Origin of the sequence: Flavobacterium agrisoli (genome assembly GCF_016522065.1) — a bacterium.
GTDB lineage: Bacteria > Bacteroidota > Bacteroidia > Flavobacteriales > Flavobacteriaceae > Flavobacterium > Flavobacterium agrisoli.
Window position 1 is genome coordinate 61,415 of sequence record NZ_JAEHFV010000004.1, and the last position, 26,743, is coordinate 88,157.

The 26,743-nt window shown below is 35.7% G+C and carries 24 protein-coding genes, 2 tRNA genes and 1 pseudogene; 10 read left to right on the forward strand and 17 right to left on the reverse strand.

The features are described from left to right. Positions 1–23: 23 nt before the first annotated feature. On the reverse strand, positions 24–1,532 hold the full coding sequence (locus I5M07_RS10665; RefSeq protein ID WP_200106435.1) for a GH3 auxin-responsive promoter family protein: 1,509 nt from the start codon (positions 1,530–1,532) through the stop codon (positions 24–26). A gap of 92 nt (positions 1,533–1,624) precedes the next feature. Between I5M07_RS10665 and I5M07_RS10670 the strand changes: the two genes are divergently transcribed. Further along, entirely contained in the window at positions 1,625–2,419 is a 795-nt protein-coding gene (locus I5M07_RS10670) for a DUF2797 domain-containing protein (protein WP_200106436.1), read from the forward strand. A gap of 62 nt (positions 2,420–2,481) precedes the next feature. Here the strand turns inward: I5M07_RS10670 and I5M07_RS10675 are convergent, their stop codons facing one another. The 5 genes and pseudogenes from I5M07_RS10675 to I5M07_RS10695 all read right to left on the reverse strand — a co-directional run bounded on the left by I5M07_RS10675 (position 2,482) and on the right by I5M07_RS10695 (position 9,018). After that, entirely contained in the window at positions 2,482–5,070 is a 2,589-nt protein-coding gene (locus I5M07_RS10675) for an AsmA family protein (protein WP_200106437.1), read from the reverse strand. Between the two features lie 422 nt (positions 5,071–5,492). Continuing rightward, on the reverse strand, positions 5,493–7,253 hold the full coding sequence (gene sppA / locus I5M07_RS10680; protein ID WP_200106438.1) for a signal peptide peptidase SppA: 1,761 nt from the start codon (positions 7,251–7,253) through the stop codon (positions 5,493–5,495). A gap of 210 nt (positions 7,254–7,463) precedes the next feature. Next, on the reverse strand, positions 7,464–8,042 hold the full coding sequence (locus I5M07_RS10685) for a GNAT family N-acetyltransferase (RefSeq protein ID WP_317191327.1): 579 nt from the start codon (positions 8,040–8,042) through the stop codon (positions 7,464–7,466). Further along, positions 8,031–8,540, reverse strand: a pseudogene (locus I5M07_RS10690) (GNAT family N-acetyltransferase); the annotation flags it as partial. The pseudogene I5M07_RS10690 and the gene I5M07_RS10685, both read right to left, overlap by 12 nt. A gap of 7 nt (positions 8,541–8,547) precedes the next feature. Further along, complete coding sequence (locus I5M07_RS10695; RefSeq protein ID WP_200106439.1) at positions 8,548–9,018, reverse strand: GNAT family N-acetyltransferase; 471 nt, start codon at positions 9,016–9,018, stop codon at positions 8,548–8,550. Positions 9,019–9,095: 77 nt separating this feature from the next. Here I5M07_RS10695 and I5M07_RS10700 point away from each other — a divergent pair, with 77 nt between their 5' ends. Both I5M07_RS10700 and I5M07_RS10705 read left to right on the forward strand, forming a co-directional pair. Next, positions 9,096–9,599: a GntR family transcriptional regulator gene (locus tag I5M07_RS10700; protein ID WP_200106440.1), complete on the forward strand. Its 504-nt coding sequence runs from the start codon at positions 9,096–9,098 to the stop codon at positions 9,597–9,599. Positions 9,600–9,620: 21 nt separating this feature from the next. Beyond that, positions 9,621–10,574 (forward strand): aminotransferase-like domain-containing protein, encoded by a 954-nt coding sequence (locus I5M07_RS10705; protein WP_233622036.1) that lies wholly within the window; start codon positions 9,621–9,623, stop codon positions 10,572–10,574. A gap of 76 nt (positions 10,575–10,650) precedes the next feature. Here the strand turns inward: I5M07_RS10705 and I5M07_RS16015 are convergent, their stop codons facing one another. Continuing rightward, positions 10,651–11,148, reverse strand: a complete 498-nt coding sequence (locus I5M07_RS16015) for an IS110 family transposase (protein ID WP_233622037.1) — start codon at positions 11,146–11,148, stop codon at positions 10,651–10,653. A gap of 11 nt (positions 11,149–11,159) precedes the next feature. Further along, a complete protein-coding gene (locus tag I5M07_RS16020; protein ID WP_233622039.1) occupies positions 11,160–11,729 on the reverse strand; it encodes an IS110 family transposase in 570 nt (189 codons plus the stop codon). Positions 11,730–12,009: 280 nt separating this feature from the next. Here I5M07_RS16020 and folK point away from each other — a divergent pair, with 280 nt between their 5' ends. Then, positions 12,010–13,146 carry a 2-amino-4-hydroxy-6-hydroxymethyldihydropteridine diphosphokinase gene (gene folK, locus I5M07_RS10715; RefSeq protein ID WP_200106442.1) on the forward strand — a complete coding sequence of 379 codons (1,137 nt, stop codon included), beginning with the start codon at positions 12,010–12,012 and terminating at the stop codon, positions 13,144–13,146. A gap of 3 nt (positions 13,147–13,149) precedes the next feature. Here the strand turns inward: folK and I5M07_RS10720 are convergent, their stop codons facing one another. Both I5M07_RS10720 and I5M07_RS10725 read right to left on the reverse strand, forming a co-directional pair. Then, positions 13,150–13,686 (reverse strand): RNA methyltransferase, encoded by a 537-nt coding sequence (locus tag I5M07_RS10720; RefSeq protein WP_200106443.1) that lies wholly within the window; start codon positions 13,684–13,686, stop codon positions 13,150–13,152. Positions 13,687–13,759: 73 nt separating this feature from the next. Then, positions 13,760–14,191: a DUF1573 domain-containing protein gene (locus I5M07_RS10725; RefSeq protein ID WP_200106444.1), complete on the reverse strand. Its 432-nt coding sequence runs from the start codon at positions 14,189–14,191 to the stop codon at positions 13,760–13,762. Between the two features lie 156 nt (positions 14,192–14,347). Here I5M07_RS10725 and mutS point away from each other — a divergent pair, with 156 nt between their 5' ends. The 4 genes from mutS (at position 14,348) to I5M07_RS10745 (ending at position 17,736) form a co-directional block, all read left to right on the forward strand. Then, the gene (gene mutS / locus I5M07_RS10730) at positions 14,348–16,954 is read left to right on the forward strand and encodes a DNA mismatch repair protein MutS (protein ID WP_200106445.1); all 2,607 of its coding nucleotides are present in this window, start codon (positions 14,348–14,350) and stop codon (positions 16,952–16,954) included. Between the two features lie 144 nt (positions 16,955–17,098). Then, a tRNA-Gly gene (locus tag I5M07_RS10735) sits at positions 17,099–17,171 on the forward strand. A gap of 14 nt (positions 17,172–17,185) precedes the next feature. Then, positions 17,186–17,271 (forward strand) — tRNA-Leu (locus I5M07_RS10740). Positions 17,272–17,364: 93 nt separating this feature from the next. Further along, positions 17,365–17,736, forward strand: a complete 372-nt coding sequence (locus tag I5M07_RS10745; protein WP_200106446.1) for a DUF1508 domain-containing protein — start codon at positions 17,365–17,367, stop codon at positions 17,734–17,736. Between the two features lie 64 nt (positions 17,737–17,800). Here the strand turns inward: I5M07_RS10745 and I5M07_RS10750 are convergent, their stop codons facing one another. The 4 genes from I5M07_RS10750 to I5M07_RS10765 form a co-directional block, all read right to left on the reverse strand. Then, the gene (locus tag I5M07_RS10750; protein WP_200106447.1) at positions 17,801–18,004 is read right to left on the reverse strand and encodes a hypothetical protein; all 204 of its coding nucleotides are present in this window, start codon (positions 18,002–18,004) and stop codon (positions 17,801–17,803) included. 152 nt (positions 18,005–18,156) lie between these two features. Continuing rightward, positions 18,157–20,328, reverse strand: coding sequence for a S46 family peptidase (locus I5M07_RS10755; RefSeq protein WP_200106448.1), 2,172 nt, complete (start codon positions 20,326–20,328; stop codon positions 18,157–18,159). Positions 20,329–20,353: 25 nt separating this feature from the next. Then, positions 20,354–20,797: a GNAT family N-acetyltransferase gene (locus tag I5M07_RS10760; protein ID WP_233622040.1), complete on the reverse strand. Its 444-nt coding sequence runs from the start codon at positions 20,795–20,797 to the stop codon at positions 20,354–20,356. Further along, complete coding sequence (locus I5M07_RS10765) at positions 20,794–22,023, reverse strand: 3-deoxy-D-manno-octulosonic acid transferase (RefSeq protein WP_200106449.1); 1,230 nt, start codon at positions 22,021–22,023, stop codon at positions 20,794–20,796. Before I5M07_RS10765 ends, I5M07_RS10760 begins: the two co-directional genes overlap by 4 nt. A 149-nt stretch (positions 22,024–22,172) precedes the next feature. Here I5M07_RS10765 and I5M07_RS10770 point away from each other — a divergent pair, with 149 nt between their 5' ends. Continuing rightward, entirely contained in the window at positions 22,173–23,306 is a 1,134-nt protein-coding gene (locus tag I5M07_RS10770) for a DegT/DnrJ/EryC1/StrS family aminotransferase (protein ID WP_200106450.1), read from the forward strand. Between the two features lie 23 nt (positions 23,307–23,329). Next, positions 23,330–24,343: a UDP-glucose 4-epimerase GalE gene (gene galE, locus I5M07_RS10775; protein ID WP_200106451.1), complete on the forward strand. Its 1,014-nt coding sequence runs from the start codon at positions 23,330–23,332 to the stop codon at positions 24,341–24,343. An 80-nt stretch (positions 24,344–24,423) separates the two neighbouring features. Here galE and fabD read toward each other — a convergent pair whose 3' ends face one another. From fabD to I5M07_RS10790, 3 genes are all read right to left on the reverse strand, one after another. After that, positions 24,424–25,296: an ACP S-malonyltransferase gene (gene fabD / locus I5M07_RS10780; RefSeq protein WP_200106452.1), complete on the reverse strand. Its 873-nt coding sequence runs from the start codon at positions 25,294–25,296 to the stop codon at positions 24,424–24,426. A gap of 142 nt (positions 25,297–25,438) precedes the next feature. Next, on the reverse strand, positions 25,439–25,969 hold the full coding sequence (locus I5M07_RS10785; protein ID WP_200106453.1) for a YceI family protein: 531 nt from the start codon (positions 25,967–25,969) through the stop codon (positions 25,439–25,441). A gap of 24 nt (positions 25,970–25,993) precedes the next feature. Beyond that, on the reverse strand, positions 25,994–26,716 hold the full coding sequence (locus I5M07_RS10790) for a pirin family protein (protein ID WP_200106454.1): 723 nt from the start codon (positions 26,714–26,716) through the stop codon (positions 25,994–25,996). Between the last annotated feature and the right edge of the window lie 27 nt (positions 26,717–26,743).

A 26,743-nucleotide genomic window follows, 5' to 3' on the forward strand; every position in this document is an offset into this window, starting at 1 on the left:
CGAAAAATGGGGCTTTTTTATTCTTACATCTCCTTCAACTGCTCCAAATAATCTCTTTGGTTAGAAAGTCTCGGAATTTTATGTTGTCCACCGAGTTTGTTACTTTGTTTGAGCCAGTCGTAAAATAAATTTTCTCGTGCTATATTGATGACTAATGGGTTTAACGTCATGTTGTTGTAGCGTTTGGCTTCGTAATCGGAGTTAAGGGTTTGTAAGGTTTGATCCAAGGTTTTTTGAAAAAGTCGAATATCTTGCGGTTGTTTCTTAAACTCAATCATCCATTCGTGTGCGCCTTTTTCTTTGCCGTCCATGAAAATCGGTGCTACGGTATAATCAATAACTTCTGTTTTGGTTAATTCACACGCCTTAGCAATAGCCTGATCGGTATTTTCCACCATCAGTTCTTCGCCAAAGACATTAATGTGGTGTTTGGTTCTTCCGGTTACTCGAATTCGGTATGGATTTAAAGAGGTAAATCGAACAGTATCACCAATTAAATAGCGCCACAATCCCGAATTGGTGGTAATGACAATGGCGTAGTTTTTATGCAATTCTACTTCGGCCAAACGAATGGTTTTTTGTTCCAAAGTTCCAAAAGTATTCATCGGAATAAATTCGTAAAAAATGCCATAATCCAGCATCAGCAACAAATCTGACGAATTATTCAAATCCTGAATGGCAAAAAAACCTTCCGAAGCGTTGTAAATTTCGTAATACTGAAAGTCTTTTTTAGGCAGGATTTTTTTATACTGTTCTTTATAAGGCGAAAAACTTACCCCACCATGAAAATACACTTCTAAATTTGGCCAAATTTCGAGTAGGTTTTCTTTGCCCGCACTTTCTAAAACTTTATTGAGTAAAACCAGCATCCAAGAGGGAACTCCCGCAAAGCTCGTAACGTTTTCATTGCGCGTTTCGCTAATAATAGCCGCCATTTTAGATTCCCATTCACTCATTAACGAGGTTTTGTTGCTCGGCGTGCTGCTAAATTCGGCCCACATAGGCATGTTTTCAATTAAAATAGCCGATAAATCACCAAAATAAGAATTGTTGTCCTCGTAAATTTGAGAACTGCCGCCCAAGCGCAAACTTTTTCCAATGAATAATTCCGAATCTTCGTTGTTGTTCAAGTACAAACAAAGTAAATCTTTACTGCCTTTGTAATGGCAATCTTCTAGCGCCTCGTTGCTTACAGGGATAAATTTGCTTTTGGCATTGGTGGTGCCACTCGATTTTGCAAACCATTTAATGGGCGTTTCCCAAAATACATTTTGTTCGCCTTGTCGCGTACGCTCAATAAGCGGTTGTAAATCTTCGTAGGACGAAACCGGAACACGCTCGGTAAAGGTTTGGTACGATTTAATTGTTGCAAATTCGTATTGTTTGCCAATAATCGTTTGTTCCGAAGTTCGTATCAAATTGAGTAATAATTCTTCTTGAACCTCATTGGGGTATTTTAGGAAAAGTTCAATTTGATGAATTCTTTGTTTAAGAACCCACGAAGCAAAGGAGTTGATTATTGGTAAGGGCATTTTTGTGAAAGTGTTATGAATTATGCGTGACGAATTATAACTTTACCAAAAATAACAAAATTTGTTAGATTTCAAATTTAAAAATACACTTAATGCAGTACCAAGGAGTTCTTACCAAAATGCAGACAGAATGGGGTAATCCTATTCAATATTATTTGGTTTTCGAAGATGGTTTTATCAATATGAACCAATTGTTAAACAACGATATTGAACTTAATTTTGAAGGATATCAATGTTTAAATTGCCATAAGAAGAAGAAAATTTACCGTCAAGGTTTTTGTTACGATTGTTTTTACGGTAGCCCAGCAGTGGGCGATTGGATTATGAAACCCGAATTGAGCACTGCGCATTTGGGTATTCAAGATCGTGATTTGGCCTATGAGGAAAAGGTGCAATTGCAACCGCATATCGTGTATTTAGCTGGGTCTAGCGAGATAAAAGTAGGGGTAACGCGCAAAACGCAAGTGCCTACTCGTTGGATTGATCAAGGCGCCTCTCAAGCAATTGCTGTTGTTGAAGTTCCGAATCGGTATTTGGCTGGAATTACCGAAGTAGCTCTAAAAAGCCATTATTCGGATAAAACCAATTGGCGTAAAATGTTGCAAAATGAAGTGGAAACGCTCGATTTGATTGCCGAAAAACACAAAATCGCTGCCTTGCTTCCTGAAGAAGTTCAGGAGTATTTTTACTCTCAAAAAGAAGATTTATACGAACTGCATTATCCTGTTTTAGAATATCCCAAAAAAGTAACTTCTTTAAATTTGGATAAAACGCCTCATTTTCGTGGAAAATTAATGGGAATTAAAGGGCAATACCTGCTTTTTGAAGACGGAACGGTTTTTAATATTCGTTCCTACGAAGGTTATGTGGTAACGTTATCTTTATAAGTAGAAATAAAAAGCCTGAAATGATACATTTCAGGCTTTTTATTTTAGAAGGCTACACCGGATTATTTTTTCTTTCCGAACAAGCCATTGAGTAATTGGCTCGCTTTTTCTTTTACCGCTTCGGTTTTTTGTTTTTGTTCGGTTGTTTTGGTCGAATCTTTTGTTATCGAATTTTTAGTTAAAAGGTTGTTTACTAAAGCATTGCCTTTTTCTTTTAATTTGTCTTTTTGTTGGTTGGACAATTGCGTAGTCAAATTGGTAATTGCCGTTTTCATGTCTAACGCAATTTTAGGATCCGAAAAATTACCAGTAACCACGGCTTTTATCGGAATGTTTTGTAGTTTTTCCTGATCGGCAACCGATAATTTGGAGATAAAAGCAGTGGCTTCTTTTCCTAAATATTTAGCCGGAACATCAAACGTAATGTTGTAATTCATTGTTTGATCAAAACCGTGTGTGCCGCCAATAGTCGCTTTGATATCTTGGTATTTTATATCAAATGGTTTTACGTTTACTTTTCCGTTATCAAAAGTAAGTCCCACTTTTAAATCGTTTAAGTTAAGTTTGCTTAAATCGATAAAATTTACTTTAGAATCGAGTGCGGTTAATAAAGTTGAATTTTTTTGATTGATGGTTGTAGAAAGCAATTGTCCTAATAAATCGCCCGAAATAGATTGCAAATTTGGAGTAAGTTCCATTGCATCTAATTTTCCGTTTACTTTGATGTTCGAGTTGATTTTTCCGTTTACAATTCCGGCAAGTGGTGCCATTTTTTTAAGCATGTCTAATTGCGTGAACGATTGTGCAATATCCACCTGATTAAAGCCTAAATCCATATCAAAAGTAGGTACTTTTCCTTTGGTCGAAACCGAGCCGGTTAAAGCAATTTTACCACCAAAAATAGCCGTGTTGAAATTTTCTAAAGTAGCTTTTTCATCTTTTACGATTAGTTTTCCAGACACGTCTTTCAATTTCAAGTTATCATACAAAACCGTGTTGGCTTTGGCTGTAATGGTGCAATTTAAAAAGGCCGGAATTTTCATGGCTTCGGTTGGTTTGGCTTCTTTAGTTGCAGAATCTGATTCGCCCGAAGTTAAAAAATCATCCACTGCCAATTGGTTCGATGTCATGTTGAAATTACCTTTTAACTCTTGTTTTTTAAACATAAAACCGTAGAAATTCTCTAAAACCCCGTTGATGGCTAAATCACTTTTACCGGTCGTGGCATTAAATTGTTTTAAATTAATTCGATGTGGATTAAATTCGACCATTGCCGTTTGAATGGCCATCGATTTGTTGTTTTCATCGGTATATTTAAAATCAGATAAACTCATAGTTCCTGCATTTTGGATGTTTTGGTACTGACTTTTTTCTATCGAAGCCATGTCAAAATGTGTGGTAACATCGGCTTTTAAAATCCCACGTAAAGGTTTATCTAATTTGATTGGATAAGCTTGCGACAAATTGGCTAAATTGATTGTTCCTTTTAAAGCGGCATCTACAATCGGATTTTCCACCACATTTTCAATTTTACCTTTCGCATTAAAAACATCTTGATCTATACGAAACGACAATTGGTTTATGTTGAGGTAGGTGTCGTTTAAAATTCCGGTTTCATTACTTATTTTCGTATTAATTACAATGTTTTGAACCGATTTTGGCAATCTAGGATATTGAAAGGACGCGTTGTTAGACGTAATCGCTACATCAAATTTAGGTACGGTGGTATCGGTATAAAGTCCTTTGGCAAAACCGATAATACTAAAATCGCCTGTTGTTTTTATTTCGCTAAGTCCAGAAGTGTAAGCCGACGGAATTAATCCTAAAAAGTTGGTAAACGAAGAGGTAGGTGTTTTAAAGGTTAGGTCGTATTGCTGGCCTTTTTCAAGTAGTTGGATAAATCCGTTGAACTCTAAAGGGAGTTGGTTTATAAGGGCTTTGTTTTCTTTAAAACTGTATTTGCTTTGTTCTAAGTCAATTCCTAAAACAGCATCGAGAGTTAAGGCCACTTTATTCATGTAATTCATTTTATCCAAATCTAAAGAAACCAAGGCCGTTGATTTGGTTTTTAAATCCAATTTTGAATTGGTGAAATCGCCTGTTCCTTCGTGATTTAAACTATCGATAACCATTTTGATTTTTGAACGTTCATCAAAATAACGGAATTTGAAATTCTCAATTTTATAATGCTGAATTTGTAACGCCATCGGATCTTTATCGGCATCATTGTTTTCTTTGGGTTGGTCTTTTAAAGCAATATCGTAATTGCCAATGCCATCTTTGTTGAATAAAATGTTTATGTAACCGTCTTTCGAATCGATTCCTTGAATCGAAATCGGTTCGTTTTTACCTTTAAAAAGTTCTTTGATGCTCATTTGCAAATTCAATTCGCCTAAAGCCACCAACGTATCACCTTCAAAAGGAGCTTTGTTGATAATAGCTAATTTTTCGATAGAAACTGTAGCATTTGGAAAATCGGAAAACAAGCTCAAATCAGCCTCCGCAAAATGAACCTTTGCATCAAGGTTTTTGTTAATGGTTTCGGTAATTTTGAGTTTAATGGTGTCGCTAAAAAAGTAGGGAATACCAAAAAGGGTGGCTGTAAAAAGGGCCAAAATAATTCCGATAGCAATTGCAATTTTTTTAAACATAATAATCAATTTGGGGTTGCTTTTAAATGTCAATTGAACAAAAATAAGGTTTTGGAGGTAATCTGCTTTATAATATTTTCACAAAAGTGCCGATTTCTTTTAATAGGTTTTAATCAAAAAAAAAGATAGCTCGCCGAACTTTCTTTTGACAGAAGTAAGCAAGCTATCCAAAAATAAACACGTTTTTATTTTTTTATACGTGAAGATATAGTGTTCCCGTTGCAGAAAGCGCCAGGCAGAAATTTTGTTTTTTGGTTTGGCTAAATTACTACAGGAGCAAGGAAAAGGATGTTACTGAAAAATTACTATTTGGTTATCTGTATTTCAAGTTAATGTTAGCAATGTTAATTTTAGAATATCAAAAAAGCCGATTCAACAGTAAAACTGGAACCGGCTTTTGTAAAATAAGAGTTGTATATTCCTTATTGAATAGAAATTTCGAAAGGCATTAATGCTTGAATGCCTTGTGTTTTTTTGGTTTTTTTAAATTGTTCCAATAACAAGAAATTCGCTTCGCCAATTTCTTCTTTAATGAAAGCGTCTTTTGATTTAACAAATGGTAAACCACTCAATAATTCGTTTAAATCTTTTTTGTAAACCGGGAAATTTTGAGTGCTGTATTCTTTTATTTTTCCTAATCGAGCTGCTTCGGCTAAGGCGTCATCTAAACCACCAATTTTATCAACCAAGCCAATTTTTAAAGCTTCAGAGCCTGACCAAACTCTTCCTTGGGCAATTGCATCTACTTGATCAAAAGTCATTTTTCTTCCTTCCGCAACATGTGTTACAAAGGTTTTGTAAATTTGCTCGACTCCCTCAAGCGTTACGGCAGCAAATTTATCGTCTAATGGTACAAACGGACTGTAATTGGCTGCATTTTCATGGGTTTTTACTTGTTCGGTATGAATGCCAATTTTGGTAGCCAATGGCGAAAAGTTAGGCAATACACCAAATACTCCGATAGAACCCGTGATGGTGTTTTTTTCGGCAAAAATAGTATTGGCGTTGCAAGCAATATAATATCCGCCCGAAGCGGCATAGTTACCCATAGAAACCACTACGGGTTTTACTTTTTTGGTTAATTCAATTTCCCTCCAAATCAAGTCAGAAGTTAAAGCACTCCCTCCTGGACTGTCTATTCGCAAAACAATGGCCTTGATGTTTTTGTCTTTTGCTGCTTCTTGTAGTGAACGACGCATTGAGCCTTCTCCAATCGTATTCACATCGCCTTCGCCGCTGCCAATTTCGCCTTGGGCATAAATCACCGCAATTTGGTCGTCACTTTCAGTTATTTCCGAAGTAGTAACATGGTTCTGCGTGTAATCGTCAATCGAAACTTTATTATAGTCTTCATCGTTAGCTACTTTTAGCGCTTTTTTAATGTCGTTATGGTAAACGTCTTCATAAGCCACAACATCAACTAATTTTTCGCTTTTAGCCATTTCAGGTGTTCTTGCCAAAAGTCCGTTTGCAATTTCATTCAAATGCACAACCGGAATTTTTCTGCTTTTAGAAATATCGGTCACCACAACATCCCAAACGGATCGTAAAAGTGCAGTTAATTGCTCGCGATTGGCTTCGCTCATTTCGTTTTGAAGAAAAGGTTCAACGGCACTTTTGTATTTACCGTGGCGAATAACCTCCATATGAATTCCGGTTTTTTCTTGTAAATCTTTAAAAAACATTACTTCCGATGATAAACCTTTAAAATCCATGTCGCCAACCGGATTTAAGTAGATTTTATCGGCAACCGAATTCAAATAATATTCTTTTTGCGAATACGAATTAGCATAAGCCATGATGAATTTTCCAGACTTTTTAAAGGATTCTAAAGCATCTCTGATTTCTTTAGTTTGCGCCATTCCAATCGAAGATTGGTTGTTTAGGATAGAGATTCCTTTGATGTTGTCGTCTTTCTCGGCAGATTTAATGGCTTTAATTACATCGGTGATGCCAATACTTTTTTGATCCGAAAAGATAGAAACCCAAGGATCTTCGTATTTTCCAGCATAATCATTTTGAATTCTTTTTAAATCTAACTCAATTACCGAATCGTTTTTGATGGTTACTTTATCGCCATCACCTCCAAACAAAGCGGCAATAAAGATGATTCCGAAAAAGGATATCATTAAAAAAACAAAAATCCCGATAACTGTTGCTAAAACATTTCCTAAAAATTTCATAGTTATTTATTTTTTCTATAAGTAGCTTTCCTTAGCCTAATGTTACAAATGTAGTTAAAAGTTGATTTTTTTAATTGGCGTTTGTTTGCTTTATTTGTAGGTAAATACTTTATTGTTGTAAACGTATGAATCGAATTTTAAAACTTTTTCTTTTGTTTTTTCCTTTGTTTGCATCAATAATCTATGTACTATGTCAGTTGCTTAAATTATTTAAATCTTGTTCTTTGATTTCCAATTTTCATTCTTTATTTCATAAACGAAATTTAATTTTGGATCTTCTCCATAATATTCAACTTGCTGTTCTCCAATTTTTTCAGCACCAAGCCTGCCGACAGCAATCTGTGAGCGGATATTGTCTGCTCCTATATGGAAATTGACTTTTGATACGTATTGAAATATATAGTTAAGCATCATTGCCTTAACATTCCCATTTATACCTTTGCCCCAATATTTTATACCATAAAAAGTATAGCCGATAAAAATGCTATTCTTTACTTCATTATAGTCATAAAACCGAGTACTTCCGATAACTTTTTTAGTAGCTTTATTTACAATTTTAAATGCTCCTCGGCTTTCTATCGCCCCATCAAAGAAAGTACGAAATACCTCTCTCTTCCATCTGTCTTTATTTGGGTGTTGTTCCCATATTCTTGGGTCTGAAGCTGCTTCGTATAAAATTTCGAAATCCTCTTCCTGTAATGGAAAAAGAGCTGTTTCTTCATTTTCTAATGTCGGTTGAATATCTGGGCCAGTAGATATGATATCTGATTTTAATATTTTCTTCATCATTATATCGGTCTGCTCGTCATCTCCCAATTTGAAAATATGTTTATCAAATTCTACAAAACCATTCTTCTTGTAAAACCTTATTGCTCTTAGGTTTTCTTCCCAAACTCCTAACCAAACATAGTCGGTATTTATTTGTTTGGCAATTTCAATGGCTTTTTCATAAAGCACTTGTCCGACCTTTTTCCCATGAAATTCTTGTAAAACATAAATGCGTTCAATTTCAAGTGCTGTGTCGTTTTGCAATTCGGTTTGGGAAGCCCCGAAGTTCAGTTTCAAATAGCCAATGACTTTTTCATCCAAGATTGCAAAATAAAATTCGGAATGCTCATTATTCAGTTCTTCGGTTAGCTTTTCAATAGAAAAACCATCCTCTAAATACTTTGCTATATTTTCTTTGGTATTGCTTTCAGAAAATGTTTCGTAAAAGGTTTGTCTGCCTATTTGTTGTAACTGCTGAATATCGTTTAATGTTACTCCCTGTATGGTTATATTTTCCATTGCTATTCTAATTTTTAACATTCCATTCGTAATTAATCCACTCGTTATTTTCCTTTGCTCCCAAACGCTCATAAAATCTTTTCCCTGCTTCATTCCAAGGGGCAACCGTCCATTTTATCTGTCCGCAGTTATTTACTTTGGCTTCTTTTTTTAGAACATCCATCAATTGTTTACCAATTTTTTGCCCTCTGTATTTTTGATCTACATAGAGTTCTTTCATATAAATCCCCGGCCTGTTCTGTGCCGTGTACGGGAGAAAATAATACACTAACATTCCTGCAATTTCATCCTTGTCCTCGGCTACAAAGCAATAAAAGTCTGGCGGACTTTTGCGGAAACCGCTTACCTTTACAATTTCTGGTGTGATGGCGAAAACATCAATATACTTTTCAAAAATTGCTAAATCTCTCATTAACAACCAAACTTTTGCACTGTCTGCCTCAACAGCTTTGCGGATAATTATTTCGTCATTTTTCATAAGTCGACTTATTTTCTACAATAAGAAGTCAAAATTAATCCTGTATTGGATTATATTTGTAGTCCAATTTAAATAAAATGGATAGTCCAATTATTAAAGGTGTATTTAACCGTATAAAACTAAATCCTGAAGATGCAAGAGCAATCTATCTTCAGTTGTCTGATGAGATACTGACTTTGATTAAACACGGCCAGCTCACGACAGGTCAGAAACTACCCTCAACCAGAGATGTGGCAAGTCTACTAAAGATTAACCGGATTACTGTGGCGAAAGCATTTGAAGAACTACAGATGCAGGGCTGGCTGGAAAGCTCCGTAGGTCGAGGTACGTTCGTTTCCTCTCATATTCCTGAACTTGAACCAAAAAAACTTCAAAATAAAGCGATCGATAAAACCCAAAAAGTAGCAGGTTTTGCGCTCAATGCAAAGCAGTATTTATCTAATCCGTACTTTGTACCTACCTCAGAGTTTCATTTGGATGATGACTATCCTGACCCTAAATTAGCCCCATTAAAAGAACTTTACAGGGCATATCGCAACCAGCTTACTAGGAGTGGTTTATACTATAAATTTGGAAGTTAGAGCTTTCCTGATGGGTCAGAAATGTACAAAGAGGCATTATCCAGTTATTTGAATGAAACAAGGGGCTTAAAAACTACCCAAAGGAATATACTATCTGTCAGAGGCACTTTGATGGGAATTAACCTTGTTTGTACTGCTCTCATTAATCCCGGTGATGTTGTAGTGTCAGGTATTCCAGGATGGCAACGTGCCGAACATAATTTTGTACACGCCAAAGCAAAGCACATTGGTATTCCGGTAGATGAACAAGGTTTGGCGGTTGATGAGCTAAAAAAAATATGCAAGCGAAGAAAGGTAAGAATGGTGTATGTAACACCTCATCATCATTATCCCACAACAGTTTCACTTCGTATAGACCGAAGATTAGAATTGCTTCGATTAGCTAATGAATATGGTTTTATCATTTTTGAAGACGATTACGATTTTGATTTTCATTACAATCATCGCCCGTTACTTCCGCTCGCAAGTGCAGACGAAAACGGAATGGTCATTTATTGTGGCTCTTTTAGTAAAAGTTTTTCTCCTGCTTTTCGTATGGGGTATTTAGCTGCTTCCGAAAATGTAATTGAACACCTTACCAATGTCCGTGTACTACTTGACAGACAAGGTGATCATATTTTGGATAATGCAATGGCAGAACTATTAAATGACGGGACAATACAACGTTACCTTAGAAAAACATTGACAGTTTATCAAGAAAGACGAAATCATTTTTGTAAGCTGCTGCAAATTGAGCTTGGCAATGTGGTGAACTTTTCTATTCCTGATGGTGGAATGACTGTATGGACTGAATTTGATAAATCTATTAATCTGGAAACATTGTCACAACAAGCATACAACAAAGGACTTTATATATCCGATGGAATAATTCATCAATATCCAACCTATAATGAAAATGGAATTAGGTTAGGTTTTGCTTCGTCTCCTATGGATGCTTTGACGAAAAGTGTAGAAATCATTAGAGCGCTGATATAACAATTTCATTAATTTTCTATGTGGTGTTGCAAATAGCAAGCAAGTAAAACTTGAAGATTATAAAGAAAACGAACTATCAATTTAAGGCCTTTTTATTCAGCAATCTGGGACGCAAAATATGATCCTCATAATCTGAATTATAATAGGAATCAGTTTTCCATAAGATAAATGTCAGCTCCAGTAACTTTCGCTGTATGGCAACTATAGCCTTCATCTTAATACCATGATTTGAAACTAATCTTAAGAAAACATCTGTAAATCTTTCATCTGTTCTTATTGCAGCGAGTGCCGGAAAGTGCATTACTTTCCTTAAATTCCGATTACCCCGCTTGGATATTCGGGGTTTGGATTTTACTGAGGTCCCAGATGTCTTTTCTCTTACATCTAATCCTGCATAACTGATCAACTGTCTTTTATTTTTTATTAACTCGAATCCGTTGGTTTCCCCGATAATGGTTTCCGCGGTCAGATTTCTAATTCCAGGAATAGAAGATACTATTTTCATCTTTGCTATTAGAGTTTGATCTTCTTTGATAAGGAGATTAATTTCTTCTTTTATTTGCTTTTCCTGCAAATCAATAAGCGCTATTCTTTTTTAACTGAGCTTTCACTCGAAGTTGCAGAAGCACTTTCTGCATGCAGTTGGCTTTTTAACATTGTGCGCTCATGAACCAGCTGCTCTCGTTCCCGGCAAAGCTGTCTCAAATCATTGAATATTTTTAATGGAGGTTGCCACACTTCTAATTGCCTTTCCAAACCAAATCTCGCAATGGCTTGTGAAGCGCTCTTGTCAGTAATAGTTTTTATGTCAAGTGTTTTTGCATAATTACTGATCTTGTTTGGCAAAACGATACTGACTTGTTTTTTAATACTGCAAAAATAGTAGGCTAAGGATTCATGGTAAACTCCTGTTGCTTCCATTACATAACGTACTACTGTTCCAGTTGATGTCTGATTATTTACCCACGATACAAGACTTGAAAAACCTTTTTTAGTATTTGGAAATACTTTGTAGGCATAGACTTCTATGTTGATCTCCTCATCCATTCTACCAAGCGATACAACTAATTCATTTTGTGCAACATCAATTCCTACTGTCTGCTTTAATAATACCTTCATCATGTCTATTTTAGGTAAGTGATGACCTTTCTTCATCTTTTCTCCTGACTGGATATACTGGCTATAAAACTCATAATAATGAGCGAATTCCTTACATTCTGTTCAGATTCTAAATGTTTAAAGAAGAGGAGCCAGTCTCTTTTCTTGAATATACCATAAGGTTATTTAAAGCAAAATCTGCTCTCACCCTTCTTCACTTAGATTATATTATGCAAACATAAGAAGCATAATAAAAAGGAATTTGAGGTAGTTGGAAATTTTAGTTGGTAGGTTTTAAAAATAATCTAAAATACTTTTCCGTTCTTTGTCTTTAATTATGAAAGCGCAACATCAAGTCGTATTATCGTTAGGAAGTAATCAAGGTAACCGCCTAGAGATTCTCCAAAATTGTATCCATCACATTCATCACGGAATAGGAACTGTAATCAAGGTTTCCCGTGTTTTTGAAACACCTTCTTGGGGTTTTGATAGTGATGCTTTTTACAATTGCGCTTTGCTGATGCACACCGTTCAGGAAGCCACGGTTGTTTTAGAAGCTATTTTAGCATTAGAAAAAAAGTTAGGTCGCATCCGAAGCAATTCAACCGAATACCAAGCCCGAATTATCGATATTGATTTAATTGCTTTTGATGAAGATGTTATAGCGTTGCCTGAATTAAAAGTACCGCATCCGTTATTGCAAAATCGAAAGTTTGTTCTTGAACCTTTCAAAGATTTACAACTAAATTGGAAACATCCTATTTTGCATCAATCCTTAACCGAAATGATTCAGAATTGCAACGACGAAAGTACCTGTGTGGTGGTACATACGATAAAATCGCCTTTGGATGATATTCCTTTAAATACGTTTAATTATATTGCTTTTGAAGGAAATATTGGAGCTGGGAAAACCACTCTAGTGCACAAACTTTCAGAAGATTTTAATGCTAAAATTGTTTCGGAACGTTTTGCTGATAATCCGTTTTTGCCCAAATTTTATCAAGATCCGAATCGGTATGCTTTTCCTTTAGAAATGTCTTTTTTGGCCGATAGGTACCAACAATTGTCAGACGATTTAGCTCAGTTTGATTTGTTTAAAGATTTTATTATTGCCGATTATCATATTTTTAAATCGTTGATTTTTGCCAATATAACCTTAACCGAAGACGAAAATAGGTTGTATCGCAATTTATTTGAGATTATTGCCAAAGAATTGCCTAAGCCTGATTTGTATGTGTATTTGTATCAAAATACCGAGCGGTTGTTGCAAAACATTAAAAAAAGAGGTCGCGCTTATGAACAAAATATTGAGGCTTCGTATTTAGAAAAAATTAATTTGGGCTATTTGGCTTACATTCATTCTCAAACCAATTTGAATGTTTTGATTATTGATGTTTCCGAATTGGATTTTGTAGCCAATCACGCCGATTATTTGTTTATTTTGAATGAAATAAAAAGCAAAATAGGCCAATAGTATTTACTTTGGCCAGTTCATTTTTTGAAAAATATCCCAAACTACAATTCCCGCACTAACCGAAATGTTTAAGGAATGTTTAGTTCCCAATTGTGGAATTTCGATGCAGCCATCACAGGCGGCAACCGCTTCTTGTGCTACGCCATATACTTCGTTGCCAAAAACCAAAGCGTATTTTTGGTTGGTTTTCGGAATAAAATCTTGTAAGAAAACGGCATTTTCTACTTGTTCAATAGCTAGTGTAATAATTTGTTCTTTTTTTAATTTTTCAATTAAATCAACGGCATTTTCGGCATGTTCCCAGCTAACAGTTTCGGTGGCGCCAAGTGCTGTTTTGTGAATTTCTTTATTAGGAGGAGTGGCGGTAATGCCGCAGAGGTAAATTTTTTCAATTAAAAAAGCATCGGCAGTACGAAATACAGAACCAATATTGTGTAAACTTCTTACGTCGTCTAAAATCAATACTAAGGGTGTTTTTTCCGATTGTTTAAAATCGGTTACCGTTTTACGATCTAATTCGCTGTTTTCTAATTTTCTCATCAGGGATTTTTTAGGCTATAAAAAAAGCTCCCAAATATAGGAAGCTTTTAGTTATTTTAAATGTTTTTACGATTTAGCTTTTTGGAGCGTCTGGTAAAACAGTTCCTTTAATAGTAAGGGTTTTGGTTGGTTGACCTGCTGCGTTAGACGTAACGGTTACTGTTTTAGTAAAAGCACCCACTCTGTCTGTAGCATATTTAACTCCGATAATTCCTTTTGCTCCTGGCGCGATTGGTTCTTTTGGAGTAGTAGGTACTGTACATCCACAAGATCCTTGAGTATTGGTAATAATTAAAGGTTTGTTTCCGTTGTTTGTGAAAACGAATTCGCGTTTTCCATCTGCATTATGAGCAATTGTTCCGTAGTCAATTACTTCATTTTCAAATACCATTCCGGCACCGTCTACTTTGGCAACCTTTGCGGCAGTTGATTTTGATTTGGTTTGCGCATTAGATGTGGTAACTCCTAAAACAGCAAATAGGGCAAGTAAAACTATTTTTTTCATTTCTGTATAAATTTAATTTTTAACAAATCTAGGTAAAATATTGAAAGTTGACCTAAAAAAAATCTTAAAAAAAATTAATTTTTTACTAGTAATTTATTATTCGTTTTAAAATTTTAAATTCGCTGAGATATTAATTTAGTACAAAAAAACAACAATTTGGCGGCAAAAGATAAGGGAGTTAAAGAGACTCCATTGATGAAACAGTACAACGAAATTAAAAGAAAATATCCAGATGCCTGCTTGCTTTTTAGGGTAGGTGATTTTTATGAAACCTTTGGCGAAGATGCCGTAAGGACTTCAAAAATTTTGGGAATTACGCTAACCAAACGGGGTGTTGGTTCTGATTTGCAAACGGCCTTGGCGGGTTTTCCGCATCATTCCCTTAATACCTATTTGCCCAAGTTGGTGAAAGCCGGATTACGTGTGGCCATTTGCGACCAACTCGAAGATCCTAAAATGACCAAAACAATTGTCAAAAGAGGAGTAACCGAATTGGTAACGCCTGGTGTTTCACTTAATGATGAAGTGCTGCAATCCAAAAGCAACAATTTCTTGGCCTCGGTTTATTTTACCAATAAAATATTGGGAATTTCTTTTTTAGATGTTTCAACGGGCGAATTTTTAACGGCTCAAGGAAATGCGGATTATATTGATAAATTACTTCAAAATTTTAGCCCAAGCGAAGTGTTGGTCGCCAAACATCATAAAAATGAATTTAAAGCCATTTTCGGAGATGATTTTCATACTTTTTTTCTAGAAGATTGGATTTACAAAGAAGATTATGCTTTTGAAACCTTGACCAAACATTTTCAGACCATTTCATTAAAAGGATTTGGAATTGAAGAATTAAAAGAGGGAATTGTGGCTTCGGGTGCTATTTTGTACTATTTATCCGAAACACAACACAACAAAGTGCAACACATTACGTCCATTCAGCGAATTGCCGAAGATGCTTATGTTTGGATGGATCGTTTTACCATTCGAAATTTGGAGTTGTATCACAGTTATAACCCAAATGCCGTAACCTTATTGGATGTTATTGATAGAACATTATCTCCTATGGGAGGTCGACTTTTAAAACGGTGGTTGGCTTTGCCGTTAAAAGATGCTGTCAAAATAAAAAGCCGTCACCAAGTAGTTTTTTATTTAAAAGAAAATCAAGAGGTATTGCAACAAATTCAATTTCAAATTAAACAAATCTCCGATTTAGAACGTTTGATTTCGAAAATTGCAACTGGTAAAATTTCACCTCGTGAAATTAATTATCTAAAAGATTCTCTTGATGCTATTGTTCCCATAAAAGAATTGGCGCTAAAAAGTCCGCAAGAAGCCGTTAAAGTTATCGGTGACAATTTGCACAGTTGCGAATTGCTTCGAGAAAAAATTAAAAATACGCTCAATCAAGATGCTCCGGTTGCCATTGCAAAAGGCAACGCAATTGCAACAGGAGTGAGTGCCGAATTGGATGAACTCCGTTCTATTTCGTCTTCGGGTAAACAATTTTTAGAAGCAATCGAATTGCGCGAATCCGAACGTACGGGAATTTCGTCTTTAAAAATTTCGTTCAATAATGTTTTTGGCTATTATATCGAAGTACGAAATACGCATAAAGATAAAGTTCCTGCAGAATGGATTCGCAAACAAACTTTGGTTAATGCCGAACGGTATATTACCGAAGAGTTGAAAGAATATGAAACTAAAATTTTAGGCGCCGAAGAACGCATTCATAAAATTGAAACCGATTTGTTTGAGCAATTGGTGAATTGGATTGCTACTTACATCAAACCAGTGCAGTTAAATGCTAATTTAATCGCGCAATTGGATTGTTTGAGTTCGTTTACACAATTGGCTATCGATAATCACTATGTTTGCCCCGAAATAGACGAGTCTTTTGAGTTGAATATTCAAAACGGGCGCCACCCGGTAATTGAAAAACAATTGCCAATAGACGTACCCTATATTGCCAATGATGTTTTTTTAGATAACGAAACCCAACAAATCATCATGATAACGGGTCCGAATATGTCGGGTAAATCGGCTATTTTAAGGCAAACGGCTCTGATTGTTTTACTGGCTCAAATGGGAAGTTTTGTTCCGGCCGAAAGTGTACGAATGGGAATTGTTGATAAAATTTTCACGCGTGTTGGTGCTTCGGATAATATTTCGATGGGCGAGTCGACTTTTATGGTCGAAATGAATGAAACGGCTTCTATTTTGAATAATATTTCCGATCGAAGTTTGGTTTTATTGGATGAGATAGGAAGAGGGACCAGTACCTACGATGGAATTTCGATAGCTTGGGCCATTGCCGAGTTTTTGCATGAGCATCCTACAAAGCCGAAAACCTTATTTGCGACACATTATCATGAATTAAATGAAATGCACGAATCGTTACCGCGCATTCAAAATTATAATGTGGCGGTTAAAGAGCTAAAAGATACGGTTCTTTTTGTGCGTAAATTGGTTAAAGGGGGTAGTGCGCATAGTTTTGGAATACACGTAGCCAAAATGGCCGGAATGCCTCAAATTGTAATTCAGAAAGCGCAAAAACTTTTAAAGAAGTTAGAAAAAGACCATTCCAACGATGCGTTAAACGGCATTAAATCCGAGAAGGAAGAAATGCAAATGAGTTTTTTCAATTTAGACGACCCGCTGTTGGAAGAAATTAAAGACGAGATTCTGAACTTGGATATTAACGCGATTACTCCAGTAGAAGCGCTGATGAAGCTGAATGAGATTAAAAGGATGTTGGTTCGAAAATAATTTCATTTTTAAAGAATACGTTATCAGAAAGTTATGTTTTTTGTGTAATTTTTTTTCGAAAAAGGCTTGTTTAATTGAATAAATGTCCTAAATTTGCACTCGCAATACAGAACAAGTGTTGCGGTTCTTAAAAAAGTTTGAAACGCGAAAATAGCTCAGTTGGTAGAGCGCGACCTTGCCAAGGTCGAGGTCGCGGGTTCGAGCCCCGTTTTTCGCTCAAGATCATACAATGCTCGGATGGTGAAATTGGTAGACACGCTGGACTTAAAATCCAGTGAACAGCAATGTTCGTGCGGGTTCAAGTCCCGCTCTGAGTACAAAAGCCTCTTCGTTTAGAAGGGGCTTTTTTTATGCCAAAAAATTAGTGGTAGTTATTGTTTCAAAATATCATTTTTAATTTATAATCAAATATGGGGGCTTTTGTGGTTAGTAAGCGTTTTAACGGCGAATATAAGTTTGTGTTTACTTCTCGTAAAGGAAAAGTTGTATTTACTAGTTTGAGCTACGAATTGAAGTTTGAGTGCGAGGAAGCAGTGGAGCGCTTTAAGTCGAAAATAGATTCGGCCGATTTTAAGAAATTCAAATCCTCGGGTGGGAAATATTTTTTTAAGCTGGTTTTTGAAGGAAAACATTTTGCTACCAGTAGAAAATATTCGACTTCGTTAATGTTGCAAAAAGGAATTGCAGAAATCGTGAAATACGGAGGGCAATCAGAATTATTGGATTTTACAGATAATCCGTTTTTTGATGAAGAAGAGATAGAAATGGAAGAAGAGCTTTAGTAGTTTTTTGGCATAAAAAAAGCCATCTCGCAAAGCGGATGGCTCATTTTTCTTTTTTAGCTAATTATTTAGCAGCTTCTTCAACAGCAGTAGCAGCAGAATCAACAACAGCAGCAGCAGAATCAACTACAGTAGCAGCAGAATCAACAGTTACAGCAGCAGAATCAACTACTTCTTCAGCTGGAGTCTCAGCAGGAGCATCAGCTTTCTTACAAGATACAACAGTTAAAACAGCAACAGCAGCTAAACTTAAAAATACTTTTTTCATCTTACTTTATTATAAAAGGTTAATTATTAATTCGAGGCAAAGATATAAAATTTTTAATATGTAAAATATTTTTTCATTTTTTTTTTAAAAAATATTGCATCAAAACCTCGCGTGTGATTTTTACAAATTTTATGCCAAAACAGGGTTTGGATTTATTTTTGTAAGCTTTTCTTTTTTAGGGTTTTACTTTGTTTTGGGTGCACTAGTTTTAATTCGGAAATTAAGTTTTGTGCATTTGCATATTTGTCAATAATAAACAAAATATAGCGGGCATCTACCATAATGTTTCGGCAAATGGCAGGGTCGTAATAAATATCGCTCATAGTGCCCTCCCAAACACGGTCAAAATTCAGTCCGATTAGGTTGCCGTTAGCATCAATAGCAGGACTTCCAGAATTACCGCCTGTAGTGTGATTGGTGGCAATGAAACAAACTGGCATTTTTCCGTTTTCGCTGTAATTGCCAAAATCTTTTTTGTTGTATAAATCGATCAGTTTGGCTGGAACGTCAAATTCATAATCACCCGGTATGTATTTTTCTAAAACACCATCCAAGTACGTAACCGGTTTGTATACTACAGCATCTTTTGGCTCGTATCCTGTTACTTTTCCGTAGGTAACGCGCAAGGTGCTGTTAGCATCTGGAAACATACGCGGATTGGTTTTAAGTTCTAATAAGGCTTTAATGTAGGTACGTTGTAAAGCGGTAATGTGTAAGTTTAACTCACTGTATTTTGGTTCTACATTGGTAAAGTAAGCCGTGCTCGCTTCTTTTACAAATTGAAAAGCAGGGTCAGCATTTAAGTTTTTGATGATGGTTGATGTATCGCCACTCAAAATTTGTTTTACCCCTTCAAACGTAGTTAATTTGGATTGGTGGTAAAGTTCATTTTGTAATTGGGTTAAATTGGCTGCAGTGATGCTTTTTGGTAAAAATTGTTTTGGCGATTGGTTTACGTATAGTTCAATTACTTGTTCAAAGATTTTTTCATCAACTGTATTGTTGTAATCTTTGTAAAAATCGCCTAAACCAGTAGCTAAGTTGTTTTTTCTATCGGTAAAGGCTTGTTCTCCTTTTGTTTTTAAAATTTGCTCTAATTGTACAAATTTGTACGTGTTTTTAAGTAATTCTACATTTCGCAAGAAGATTTCATTAAAATACTCACGAGCAACGGCATACGGTGCGATTGCTTTATAATTTGTTTCGAAATCGGCTAATAAAGTGCCGTATTCGGACTCTTTTCCTGCTTTTTTAACGGCTTCTTGAAATTGTTTTTCTTGTTCGCGTTTTACAGCAACGGCATTCGATTTTTTAAGTCCTTGCGATTCTCCAATCCATTTTTTCCAATAATTGGCTGTGCTGGCATATTTAGCAGCGTATTGAATTTTGATAGCATTGTCTTTTCGCATATACGAATCGGTCACTTTTAAGGTGCGATCACGAACTTCAATTTTGGCCGGATTTAATTCGGTTACAATTTGTTCAATGGCAACGGCAGGCAAATATTCAGAAGTTCTTCCTGGGTAACCAAAAACCATAGTGAAATCGTCTTCGGCAACGCCATCTAACGAAATAGGTAAAAAGTGTTTTGGCGTATACGGCACATTGTCTTTAGAATATTTTGCGGGGCGATTGTTTTTATCGGCATAAATTCTGAAAATAGAAAAATCGCCTGTATGACGCGGCCAAACCCAGTTGTCGGTATCAGAACCAAATTTTCCGATAGATGAAGGCGGAGTTCCTACTAAACGTACATCTTGATAAGTTTCGCTTACAAATAAAAGGTATTGGTTGCCTTTGTAAAAAGTACGAATGCGGTTTTCTTGAAAGTTTTCTTTTGGATATGATTTTGATAAAGCGCTGATGTTTTGCTGAATTTTAGCTTGTTTGCCTGCTTCATCGGCAATGGCGTTAACACCTGTTAAAATATCAGGGGTAACATCGACGATTTTAACAATGAAAGTCACTTCTAAATCCTTGTTAGGCAATTCGTCCTCTAGTTTATAAGCCCAAAAACCATTGGTTAAATAATCTTTTTCGGTGGTAGAATGCGACTGAATTTGCCCATAACCGCAGTGGTGGTTGGTAAGTAATAATCCTTTTGGTGAAATCACCTCCGAAGTACAACCTCCATTGAAATGCGGAACAGCATCTTTTAAACTAGAATTGTTTACATCATAAATGTCTTTTACCGACATTTTCATGCCTAATTTATGCATTTCCCCGGCATTCATTCCGTCTAATAATGATGGAATCCACATTCCGCCTTGTTGGGCGTGAATTTGAAAAGCAATAAATAATGCGAATAATTTTAAGAACTTCATTTTTTTCGTGTTAATTGATAATTTTTCAAGGTTTAAATATCATTAAATTTCGATTATGATATTTGAAATCGCCGGCAAGATACAATTTTTGTGCTTTTTCGTTGTGTTTTTCAATTTCTAAATAAACAATTTTTAAGGATAGTAAAGGAATTTGTGTTTTAATGAATTCAATTGCTTTTTTGCCTAAGCCGTTTCCTCTAAAAGACTCTGAAATAAATAATTCGTCTAAAAAAGCAATGCGTCCTTGGTATTCAAAACTAAAAATAAAAGTTAGCACGATATAGCCAGCTATTTGATTGTTTTGTAAAATAAACCAAGCCTTGCCTAGGTTTTCATTGGAAATAAATTCTTTTAAAAGCTCTTTTGAAATGTTTTTGTCAATGGGGTAGTGGTCGATGGCGTAAAAATCTTCCATCATCGAAACGAGCGTGTCGGTATCGGAATGCGTTATTGCTTTAAAATGTATCATTTTATTTTTTTTAAAATCGTGTCTGTTGCACCTTTGTTTTCTTGTACAAATTGACCGCAAATTTGGCCTGTTAGCAAGCGATACGCAACATCTGTAATCAAACGATCCAATGTTTTTTGTAATTGATCGAAATTGTGAACACTCACACAACCTTTGTTTTCGACTAAGGCGATGGCTTCGGCGAAATGAGAAAAATTCGGGCCAATAACAACCGGGACGCCAAATGTAGCAGGCTCTAAAAGATTGTGAACTCCCGGATTTCCAAAGCCGCCTCCCACATAAGCCATATCGGCGTAACTGTAAATCTTGGTTAATATGCCCACGGTATCAATAATAAATACATCGAAGTTGGCTAAATTTTGATTTTCTTTTTCGGTAAAAAGAATGGTTTTTTTGGTAATGCTTTTTTGAAGTTCGGTGATTTGTTCGGGTTTGATGTTGTGAGGCGCAATAATGAATTTTACGTTTTGCGTTGTGCTATTGATGTATTCGGCTAATAATTTTTCATCTTTTGGCCACGAACTTCCAATGACCAAGGTTGTGGTGTTGTTTTTGAATTCGGCAATAAAATCCAAGGAGTTGTCTTTTTCTAAAATGGCTACAACTCGGTCAAATCGCGTGTCGCCCGAAATAGTTACATTTTTTAAGCCAATCGATTCTAAAAGTTGTTTCGATTTTTCGTTTTGAACAAAAAAATGAGTGAAAGCCTGAAGTGCATTACGGTAAAAATGCGCGTAGGGTTTAAAAAAGATTTGATTTTCTCTAAAAATGCCCGAAATCAAATAGGTCGGAATTTGGTTTTTTTGCAATTCATTTAAATAATTAATCCAAAATTCGTATTTGATAAAAAAAGCTTTTTCAGGGTGCGCCAGTTTGATGAATTTTTTAGCATTGAATTTGGTATCCAAAGGCAAGTAAAGGGTAACATCGGCAATTGCATTGTTTTTGCGAACTTCGTATCCAGAAGGCGAAAAAAACGTGACGATGATTTTGTGCGAAGGATGCGTTTCTTTTAATTTTTCGATAACGGGCAAACCTTGTTCGTATTCGCCCAGCGAAGCTGCATGAAACCAAAAAGTAGCATCGGATGGTTTGATTTTGTTTTCTAAAATGTCGAAAACATTTTTTCTGCCTCGTACAAAAAGCTTCAATTTTGGACTAAAAAGGGCTGCTATTTTTAGCAAAAAACCAACGAGGTATACTGCAACATTGTATAAAAAAATCATATAAAAATATTTGTCGTAAAATTACGCTTCTTTCGCTTATTTTTATGGCTGAAAGGCATTAAATGACTATTTTTGTGCTTCAATTGTCGCATTTGCAGCAACACTCGTTTTGCCAGTAGCTATTGAAGAACTTTCACAATTTGCATATCATGAAAAAATTACAAATGGTTGACTTAAAAAGTCAATATGATAAAATAAAAGATACGGTGAATACTTCTATCCAAGAAGTCTTAGATACCACCACTTATATTAATGGACCGTTGGTTCACGAATTTCAAAAAAATCTTGAAAATTATTTAGGCGTAAAACACGTTATTCCGTGTGCAAATGGTACCGATGCTTTGCAAATTGCCATGATGGGATTGGGTTTAAAACCGGATGATGAGGTAATCACGGCCGATTTTACCTTTGCAGCCACGGTTGAAGTTATTGCCTTGTTGCAATTAACACCTGTTTTGGTAGATGTCGAAATGGATACGATGAACATATCTGTCGAAGCCATCAAAAAAGCCATAACGCCAAAAACGAAAGCAATTGTTCCGGTACATTTGTTTGGACGTCCCGCAAATATGGATGCGATAATGCAAATAGCTGCCGAGCATAATTTATTTGTTATTGAAGATAATGCGCAAGCTATTGGAGCTGATTATGTTTCGGAAAATGGAAGCAAAACCAAAGTGGGTGCTATTGGTCACGTAGGTGCTACTTCTTTTTTTCCATCTAAAAATTTAGGTTGTTACGGAGATGGCGGAGCTATTTTTACTAATGACGATGACTTAGCGCATACTATTAGAGGGATTGTAAATCACGGAATGTACGAACGTTATCACCATGATGTGGTGGGCGTAAACTCGCGTTTGGATAGTATTCAAGCAGCGGTTTTAAATGCCAAACTACCTTTTTTAAACGATTATAATAAAGCGCGTCGTCAGGCAGCTACGAAATACAATGCAGCTTTTTCTGATCATGGCAACATTGTTACTCCAAATTTTGACGAAAACGAAAATAACCACGTTTTTCACCAATATTGTCCTCGTATAATTAATGCCGATCGCGATGGATTATTGACGCATTTACAATCAAAAGGAATTCCATGCGCTATTTATTATCCAATTCCGTTACATGCTCAAAAAGCGTACTTGGATTCGCGTTACAAAGAAGAACAATTTCCGGTAACCAATCAATTGGTACAAGAAGTAATGGCTTTGCCTATGCACACTGAGCTAGAAGATGATCAAATTGCATTTATTACTGATGCTGTTTTAGAATTTTTGAATAAATAACCAAAAGCTAAAAACTAACTAAAATGAAAATAGTAGTCACCGGAGGTTTGGGATTTATAGGATCGCATACTGTAGTTGAATTGCAAAATGAAGGATTTGAAGTCATCGTAATTGATAATTTATCCAACTCGTCTGAGAGTGTTTTAGATGGTATTGCATCGATTACAGGCAAAAAACCAATTTTTGAAAAAATTGATTTACGCGAAAAAAAGACTGTTCAAGATTTTTTTAAAAAATACGAAGATGTTTCGGGTGTAATTCACTTTGCAGCTTCAAAAGCTGTAGGCGAAAGCGTAGAAAATCCCTTGTTGTATTACGAAAATAATATTTCGACTTTGGTGTATTTGTTACAAGAATTACAGAAAAAACCAAAAGCGAATTTCATTTTTAGTTCTTCGTGCACGGTTTACGGTCAAGCCGAAAAAATGCCAATTACTGAAGATGCTCCTGTGCAAAATCCACTTTCTCCTTATGGGAATACCAAAAAAATGGGAGAAGAAATTATTATCGATACTACTAAAGTAACCAATATTAATGCAATTTTATTGCGTTATTTTAATCCAATTGGGGCACATCCTTCTGCCGAAATTGGTGAATTACCACTTGGCGTTCCTCAAAATTTAGTTCCCTTTATTACGCAAACGGCTATGGGATTACGTCAGGAATTAGCTGTTTTTGGAAATGATTATCCTACTCCAGATGGAACCGCAGTTCGTGATTATATTCATGTAGTCGATTTGGCAAAAGCCCACGTAGTAGCTTTACAGCGTTTACTAAATGATGAAAATCAAGATAAAATTGAAATTTTTAATTTAGGAACAGGAAAAGGAAGTTCGGTTTTAGAAGTTATTGAAAGTTTTGAAAAGGCAAGTGATAAAAAACTTCCCTATAAAATAGTTGCACGCCGAGAAGGTGATATTACCGAGGCTTATGCGAGTACTACCAAAGCCAATGATGTTTTAGGTTGGAAAGCGCAATCCACTTTAGATGAAGCAATGGCAAGCGCCTGGAAATGGGAACAGAAAATTCGTTCCTAAAAGCGCAGTAAAACATAATTAAAAACTCCCAAATAATCGTAGGACTATTTGGGAGTTTTTTTAATCAAAAATTATGTTAGTTAAGCATTTGCAGTCGCGGCTTCTTTATCGATTTTGTTAATTAAACCGGTTAACACTTTTCCTGGTCCTACTTCTGTAAATAAAGTAGCACCATCAGCAATCATTTGTTGTATCGATTGGGTCCATCTTACAGGTGCAGTTAACTGGACGATTAAGTTCTTTTTTATTTCGGTTGGGTCTGAAACAGCACTTGCCGTTACGTTTTGGTATACTGGGCAAATTGGAGTTGAAAATGTTGTGGCTTCGATAGCTGCTGCTAATTCTTCACGAGCCGGTTCCATCATTGGTGAGTGAAAAGCACCACCAACAGGTAATAATAAAGCACGTTTTGCTCCAGCTTCTTTCATTTTTTCACAAGCTAATTCAACAGCTTTAAATTCTCCCGAAATTACTAACTGACCAGGACAATTGTAGTTTGCAGCCACAACAACTCCATCTACAGAAGCACAAATTTCTTCCACTACATTATCGGCTAAGTTTAAAACCGCAGCCATGGTTGATGGTGTGATTTCGCAAGCTTTTTGCATGGCTAAAGCGCGTTGCGAAACCAATTTAAGACCGTCTTCAAAAGATAAAGTTCCGTTTGCTACTAAAGCAGAGAATTCGCCTAAAGAATGTCCAGCTACCATTTCGGGTTCAAAATTTTCTAAGGTTTTAGCTAGAATAACCGAATGTAAAAATACGGCTGGTTGGGTTACTTTTGTTTGTTTTAGTTCGTCGGCAGTGCCTTCAAACATAATATCGGTGATGTTGAAACCTAAAATTTCGTTGGCTTTATCAAATAATTCTTTTGCTACAGTTGAGTTTTCGTATAAATCTTTACCCATTCCAGTAAATTGTGCACCTTGACCAGGAAATACGTATGCTTTCATTTTTTTAAATTTAAAGATTGAATGATTATTTTCAATTGGTCAGCAAAAGTACTATTTTTTTAATTGAAAAGATTTTGAAAAAGAGCAATAAAAAAGCCTCGCAATAGAATCACGAGACTTTTAAAAACTTTTTTTATTTTACTTATTGTTTTGCTAATTGCAATTCAATATTCATTTTTATTTCGTCGCCTACTAAAACACCACCCGTTTCAAGTGCCGAATTCCAGTTTAAACCCCAATCTTTGCGGTTTATTTTTCCTAAAATATTTAAACCTACTTTGGTATTCCCCCAAGGATCAGTCATTAATCCGCTAAATTCTACTGGAAATTTTACGTCTTTTTCAACTCCTTTGATGGTTAATTTTCCACTTAATTCGTATTCGTTTTCTTCAATTTTTTTGAATCCAGTTGATTGAAAAGTCAAATGGCTGTGGTTTTCTACATCAAAAAAATCAGCGCTTTTTAAGTGATTATCACGATCGTTATTATTGGTATCAATTGAATTTACCGCTGCTTTAAAATCGATTTGCGCATTTTCAAACGAATCATCTTCGGTAGTTACGGTACCTTCGTATACGTTAAAGCGTCCGGAAACATTGGTAAACATCATGTGTTTTACTTTAAAACCAATTTCTGAATGTGTAGGGTCGATTGTCCATTTAGTTGTTGCCATAATTCTATTTTTTTAAAGTTTAAATTAATAAAGTACTTGCATCGGAATTTCCATTAATAAAAATTCAGCATCCGATTTTGCTTCAATAGTTAGTTTTTCGAAATCGCTAATTCCGATAGCATCTCGAGTGGTTAAGTCGTTTCCATTGACGGTTAGGTCGCCTTTTAAAATAAAAAGGTATACTCCGTTTCCTTCTTTTTTTAGTTGATATGTTGCCGATTTTCCCGCATCAAAATTCCCCATGTGAAACCAAGCATCTTGGTGAATCCAAACGCCTTCATCATCTTCATTTGGCGACAATACTTGTTGTAATTTATTATGTCTGTCGGCTACATTTAAGGTAATTTGTTGGTATCGTGGTTCAACATTTCGTGTTTTCGAAAACAACCAAATCTGCAATAATTTAGTTTGTTTATCCGCATTCGGATTAAATTCGCTATGCTGAATTCCGGTTCCGGCACTCATAACTTGCACATCGCCATGTTTGATTATCGACGAATTGCCCATGCTGTCTTTGTGAGCTAAATCGCCTTCGAGCGGAATGGTAATAATTTCCATATTATCATGCGGATGGGTTCCAAATCCCATACCAGCAGCAATAGTATCGTCGTTTAAAACACGAAGCGCGCCAAAATTAATTCGGTCTGGATTGTACCAACTAGCAAAACTAAAACTATGATAAGCATTTAACCATCCGTGGTCGGCATGACCTCGAGTATCGGCTTTGTGAATGACTGTATTTTCCATAAGTATTTGTATTTGTGGTTATTTGAT

Coding starts and splice junctions, on each gene's coding strand:
- I5M07_RS10665 (WP_200106435.1), bottom strand. CDS start 1,532: ATGCCCTTACCAATAATCAACTCCTTTGCTTCGTGGGTTCTTAAACAA.
- I5M07_RS10675 (WP_200106437.1), bottom strand. CDS start 5,070: ATGTTTAAAAAAATTGCAATTGCTATCGGAATTATTTTGGCCCTTTTT.
- I5M07_RS10745 (WP_200106446.1), top strand. CDS start 17,365: ATGGGGGCTTTTGTGGTTAGTAAGCGTTTTAACGGCGAATATAAGTTT.
- I5M07_RS10695 (WP_200106439.1), bottom strand. CDS start 9,018: ATGAAAAATGACGAAATAATTATCCGCAAAGCTGTTGAGGCAGACAGT.
- sppA (WP_200106438.1), bottom strand. CDS start 7,253: ATGAAATTTTTAGGAAATGTTTTAGCAACAGTTATCGGGATTTTTGTT.
- I5M07_RS10765 (WP_200106449.1), bottom strand. CDS start 22,023: ATGATTTTTTTATACAATGTTGCAGTATACCTCGTTGGTTTTTTGCTA.
- I5M07_RS10760 (WP_233622040.1), bottom strand. CDS start 20,797: ATGATACATTTTAAAGCAATAACGCATTCCGATACCGACACGCTCGTT.
- I5M07_RS16020 (WP_233622039.1), bottom strand. CDS start 11,729: ATGAAGAAAGGTCATCACTTACCTAAAATAGACATGATGAAGGTATTA.
- fabD (WP_200106452.1), bottom strand. CDS start 25,296: ATGAAAGCATACGTATTTCCTGGTCAAGGTGCACAATTTACTGGAATG.
- I5M07_RS10755 (WP_200106448.1), bottom strand. CDS start 20,328: ATGAAGTTCTTAAAATTATTCGCATTATTTATTGCTTTTCAAATTCAC.
- I5M07_RS10770 (WP_200106450.1), top strand. CDS start 22,173: ATGAAAAAATTACAAATGGTTGACTTAAAAAGTCAATATGATAAAATA.
- I5M07_RS10685 (WP_317191327.1), bottom strand. CDS start 8,042: ATGATGAAGAAAATATTAAAATCAGATATCATATCTACTGGCCCAGAT.
- I5M07_RS10725 (WP_200106444.1), bottom strand. CDS start 14,191: ATGAAAAAAATAGTTTTACTTGCCCTATTTGCTGTTTTAGGAGTTACC.
- folK (WP_200106442.1), top strand. CDS start 12,010: ATGAAAGCGCAACATCAAGTCGTATTATCGTTAGGAAGTAATCAAGGT.
- I5M07_RS10670 (WP_200106436.1), top strand. CDS start 1,625: ATGCAGTACCAAGGAGTTCTTACCAAAATGCAGACAGAATGGGGTAAT.
- I5M07_RS10700 (WP_200106440.1), top strand. CDS start 9,096: ATGGATAGTCCAATTATTAAAGGTGTATTTAACCGTATAAAACTAAAT.
- I5M07_RS10720 (WP_200106443.1), bottom strand. CDS start 13,686: ATGAGAAAATTAGAAAACAGCGAATTAGATCGTAAAACGGTAACCGAT.
- I5M07_RS10750 (WP_200106447.1), bottom strand. CDS start 18,004: ATGAAAAAAGTATTTTTAAGTTTAGCTGCTGTTGCTGTTTTAACTGTT.
- I5M07_RS10785 (WP_200106453.1), bottom strand. CDS start 25,969: ATGGCAACAACTAAATGGACAATCGACCCTACACATTCAGAAATTGGT.
- I5M07_RS10705 (WP_233622036.1), top strand. CDS start 9,621: ATGTACAAAGAGGCATTATCCAGTTATTTGAATGAAACAAGGGGCTTA.
- galE (WP_200106451.1), top strand. CDS start 23,330: ATGAAAATAGTAGTCACCGGAGGTTTGGGATTTATAGGATCGCATACT.
- I5M07_RS10790 (WP_200106454.1), bottom strand. CDS start 26,716: ATGGAAAATACAGTCATTCACAAAGCCGATACTCGAGGTCATGCCGAC.